This is a genomic window from Leuconostoc sp. (assembly GCF_965300815.1).
Genome location: NZ_CBDKZH010000103.1, coordinates 1 through 4,601, shown reverse-complemented (window position 1 = coordinate 4,601; position 4,601 = coordinate 1). Strand labels below are relative to the sequence as shown.

General features: G+C 43.3%; 6 protein-coding genes and 1 tRNA gene. 1 reads left to right on the top strand and 6 read right to left on the bottom strand.

Annotated elements, in window-relative coordinates; genetic code table 11:
- Positions 1 to 223: 223 nt before the first annotated feature.
- On the bottom strand, positions 224 to 1,285 hold the full coding sequence (locus ACW12G_RS06535; protein ID WP_068850741.1) for a BMP family lipoprotein: 1,062 nt from the start codon (positions 1,283 to 1,285) through the stop codon (positions 224 to 226).
- 202 nt (positions 1,286 to 1,487) lie between these two features.
- Here ACW12G_RS06535 and ACW12G_RS06530 point away from each other — a divergent pair, with 202 nt between their 5' ends.
- The gene (locus tag ACW12G_RS06530; protein ID WP_455647560.1) at positions 1,488 to 2,471 is read left to right on the top strand and encodes a sugar transferase; all 984 of its coding nucleotides are present in this window, start codon (positions 1,488 to 1,490) and stop codon (positions 2,469 to 2,471) included.
- Between the two features lie 34 nt (positions 2,472 to 2,505).
- On the opposite strand, the gene ACW12G_RS06525 is transcribed toward ACW12G_RS06530, so the two are convergent.
- From ACW12G_RS06525 to ACW12G_RS06505, 5 genes are all read right to left on the bottom strand, one after another.
- Positions 2,506 to 2,576 (bottom strand) — tRNA-Cys (locus tag ACW12G_RS06525).
- Positions 2,577 to 2,688: 112 nt separating this feature from the next.
- Entirely contained in the window at positions 2,689 to 3,084 is a 396-nt protein-coding gene (locus tag ACW12G_RS06520; RefSeq protein ID WP_048700483.1) for an immunity protein Imm33 domain-containing protein, read from the bottom strand.
- Positions 3,085 to 3,152: 68 nt separating this feature from the next.
- On the bottom strand, positions 3,153 to 3,455 hold the full coding sequence (locus tag ACW12G_RS06515; protein ID WP_029508974.1) for a hypothetical protein: 303 nt from the start codon (positions 3,453 to 3,455) through the stop codon (positions 3,153 to 3,155).
- Positions 3,448 to 4,224 carry a YibE/F family protein gene (locus ACW12G_RS06510; protein WP_455647559.1) on the bottom strand — a complete coding sequence of 259 codons (777 nt, stop codon included), beginning with the start codon at positions 4,222 to 4,224 and terminating at the stop codon, positions 3,448 to 3,450. The genes ACW12G_RS06515 and ACW12G_RS06510 overlap by 8 nt, the downstream gene beginning before the upstream one ends.
- Positions 4,221 to 4,601, bottom strand: a 381-nt coding sequence (locus ACW12G_RS06505) for a YibE/F family protein (protein ID WP_455647558.1), incomplete at its 5' end; no start/stop codon positions are given. The genes ACW12G_RS06505 and ACW12G_RS06510, both read right to left, overlap by 4 nt.

Genomic DNA, 4,601 nt, shown 5'->3' with positions numbered 1-4,601 from the left:
AATACGAATATCGATATATAAGCTATCGGCAAAATTAACAATTATTTTTTCATCTTTTCAATTATAAGTTTTTTCTATCAAAGCCAACGAGTGTCCAGTGATGTCATGTGAGCTTACATGACATGATTATCACATTCGTTATAAGCAATGACACGATATCCATAACAATTGACAAATAAAAAGCTCAAGCAAATGCTTTGAGCTTTTGTTTGTCTAGCCTAAATTAAGGATGGACTGGTACCTTAATGTCACCAGCAATAATCTTCTTTTGCGCGGCTTCAACGGCTGACCAAACTTCTGGTGAAGCAGAGTCCTTGGCCAAGCCAACACCCTTTTCCTTCAAACCATAAGTGATTGTCTTACCACCAGGGAACTTGCCTTCACGACCTTGGTTAGTCAATGATTCAACCGCGTTATCAACACGCTTAACAGCAGATACCAACGTGAAGTTTGACTTCTTGTTATCCTTGTCTGTGTAGTCACCGTCACGCTTTTGATCCATATCAACACCGATGACCCAAACCTTCTTATCTGAGTCAGCTGCCAACTTTTGGTCGGTTGCCTTTGCTTCCGCAAAGACACCTGAACCAGTGCCACCAGCAGCTTGGAAGATGACGTCAGCGCCACCAGCAATCATTGAAGCGGCAATTGTCTTACCCTTGGCTGCATCTGTAAATGAATCGGCATATTGCGTCATAATCTTAATATCTGGGTTTGTTGCCTTGACACCAGCAATGAAGCCGGCTTCAAACGTGTCGATGATATCACCGTGCACACCACCGATGAAACCAACCGTATTAGACTTTGTCTGCTTAGCTGCAGCCACACCAGCCAAATATGATGATTGTTCAGACTTAAACATCAATGAGGCCACGTTTTTATCTGGCACAACAGCATCAATAATCGCAAAGCTTGTCTTAGGGTTAGCCTTAGCCACGGTATTCATGGCAGGTGCTGCAGCAAAACCAACACCATAAACTAACTTATACCCACCCTTAACGGCTGTTTGCAAGTTGGTCTTAATATCAGAAGAATCTGAACTTTGGAAATAATTATAACCGGTTGTGCCTTGCTTCAAGTTGTTGGCTTTACCATAAGCCTTCAAACCATTCCAGGCTGATTGGTTGAACGAACGGTCATCCACACCACCACCATCTGTTACCAGCGCAGCTGTGTAGTTATCCTTACCTGAAGTCGATGAACCACCACGTGTTGCTGCATAGATACCGCCACCAATAACGGCAACTGCCAGAATACCAATACCAATTTGTGCTGAACGTTGCATAATATTACCACGTGCGACTGAAGACAGTCACACATCTCCTCTAAATATTTGATATCCTTATTATCCAACTTTTATCTGATACAACCATGAAAAAACGATTAAAAACAAAAACTATAACCGAACAATATATTTTATTTTTATTTTATGTTCGTTTTTTACAACTTATTCAGAAAAAAAGTTCGGTTTTTGGTAAAATAGAGCCATGACAAATTTTATTACCCAAACAATCGAACCTTGGATGCCGCCTGGGGCCTTGAAAGCTAAAGCTGATTATGCCGCCATTGCGCAAACAGTTGGCTGGACACGCTTACCCCTGTATCGCTATAACGATACCCGCTTTGATCAAGCAACCCTGATTGCCCATATTCAGGAATGGTTAGCCCCTGTCAAAGCCAACGACCTGGTGGTCCATCAATTTCCTACCTACATGAGTGCGCAATTTGAACAATTATTTGTGGCGACGCTCCAAGAGCGGCAGGTGCGGCGGGCGCTGGTCATTCATGATATTGAGCCCTTACGCCTCAATAAGCTAGATCCGTGGGAATTTGACGTCCTCAAACAATACGACACGCTGATTGTACATTCCGACGCGATGCGTCACCGGTTACAAGCCGCTGGTATTACCAGTCATTTCATCATTCAACCCTTATTTGATTATTTGGGTGCTAGTGTCACGCCGGCACGTTTTAGTACACAAATTAATTTTGCGGGGACTTTTCAAAAATCACCCTGGCTGCAAACTTACCGCGCAGCCCCAATCACATTATTTGGTGCCAAACCTAAAAAATGGCGCGCTATTGATTTCCCCGAAAATATTGCCTACCAAGGTAATTTTGACCCTGATGAGATCATTAACCAGTTAACGCAAGGTTTTGGGCTGATTTGGGATGACGACTTTGACGATAAAACCTATCAAACTTATACCAAGTACAACGCGCCACACAAAGCTAGTCTCTATCTACGTGCTGGCTTACCCTTAATTGCTTGGTCGGAAAGTGCCATTGGGCAACTGATTACAACCCACAATCTTGGTTTCACCATTAATCACTTATCAGAACTCACGGATAAATTAGCACGGGTCAGTACCGCAGATTTTTCAACTTGGCAAGCCAATGGCGCTGTCATTGCGGAAAAACTCCAGCAAGGTCTGTACACCAAAGCCACTTTAACCACATTAACGACATAAAAAAAGGTTGCCATATTGGCAACCTTTTTGATTAAGGTAATAACCGGAATCGAACCGGCGATGACGGTTTTGCAGACCGTTGCCTTACCACTTGGCCATATTACCATGATAGACGTTGTTCACACTGCTGATGTTCATGCATCAATCAGCTGCGTTTTTTTAAACACAACAACGTTTATTATTATAGGTCAAAATCACTAAAATTACAAATCTTTTGCTACTTTACGTCGTCTTCAACGACTTGACCAGCGACAACTTGAATATTTGGTGATACTGAGCCATCAGCCAACCAGACTGGCGTTTTCGTTTTGGGATCCCACCACCCTTGAACGCCAGGTCGTGTATCCAAAACTAAGTCCGTGCCATACGGCAAATCTAAGATATGGCGCAAACTCGGTTCAATGGCTAAGGCTGTCTCAATAACCAACGGCATAAAGTTTGCCGGATCAGCGTTCCATGCCTCTGAATCATTGTCGGCAAATAAAAACCAGCCGGTATCTTGTGGTGTGGTTGGTGCCAACTCCCGATAAACCCAACGCAATTTTCCTGAGCCATCCACCAGATGTTTCGATGCTAAAACGACTGCTTCGGGTTGATGAAATACTGATCGCATAACTATTCCTCTTTGAATTTACTGCAACTATTATACCGTAAAACCACTTAACCGCAAAATTTGGCGCTTTAACCTAATTTATTTTCAAGCAAAATTTGTTGCATGGCTTTTTCCATTTCGGGTGTGCGTACCCACTCTTCCCAGCCGTCATATTCTAACGGTAACAGGTTGTAGTGCGTGTTGATATACTGTTCCAACGCTTCCACACTCGCTGATCGCGCAATATTCATCTTAAGAATGCGGACACGCTGAATGTAGCCATGCTCCGCTGCATACTCAGCCCGCCCATTATGCATAATATTCCCCAATTCAAAATAAATTGAGCCATCTAGACGCGTAATTTCTTCAATTAAGTTAAATGTTTCATTCATCATGTGTTATGCCTACTTTTTGCTGTCGCATCGCCGTTCGCACGACGAGCCAACTTGCAATCCAAATACTTAATAAAATCCCTAACATCCCAAGCAACATCGTGACAACTTCCGCCATGAGTAGCTTGGCATTAAAAAACATTGCCAGCGGATATCTTAGACGCACAAACCAAATAATAAGGGGCAAATTAGCCCCTAAAACCCCAAAAAATAGGGTATTGATTGCCGTGCCCAAAATTTGCCCACCAATGATGCGTGCTTGCCCGTATAAGCCTGTGGCTGACATGTCTGGCGTTCGTTCAACCACTTCAGCTAAATCTGCCACAATCGCAATCGCCGCTTCCGCAACCGCCCCGAGTACCGAAATAACCATCACGGCCAGGGCAATGTGACTAAATGATAGGCCAACCGTCATTGACAGCCCTTCCAACTCTTCCGAATTTTCGGTCGTAAAGCCTTGGAATTGGCCAAAGTACTGCATGACACTAGCCAGTAGCATTAAAATGGCCACGACAATGACACTCGTTTTAAAAGCCACATTAGTGACCGCCACATCATCAGCACCTAAATAAATCGCAATCGCTAAAATAATCAAACTTGTGATACCGATGACGATATAGGGATTAAATTGCCAATTGATTAAGACGGTGAGAATAAATATTGCAAAAAAATTACAAATGAGGCCAATAAATGCTTTGACGCCTTGCCCCCGACCCACAAAAATCATTAGGCCGAATAAAATGAGTAATAATAAGCCAATTGCATTCATGCCTTCACCGCCTTTCGTGACATCGCCCAACCGACAATGACACTCGTCACCGGTACAGCTAAGACAATCCCAATGCCAGAAACAACTGTTTGTAAAATGCCAAGATTCATAATTTGATCCATAATGTATGCCCAGTTATTACCATTACGCAACATCAAAAAGACCATTGGCAACGTCTCGGCAATAAAGATCATAAAGAGCACATTGACCAAAGTGCCCATAATATCACGACCAACTGACAGGCCCGCTTGCCAGTAATCACTGAATTGTCGTGTCACGTTTTCGCGTCGCATACCAAACTGCATTGCCACAATATCAGCTGCTTCATCCATCACCGCGCCCAACACGCCAATCACGGTTTGCGCCATAAAAATTGA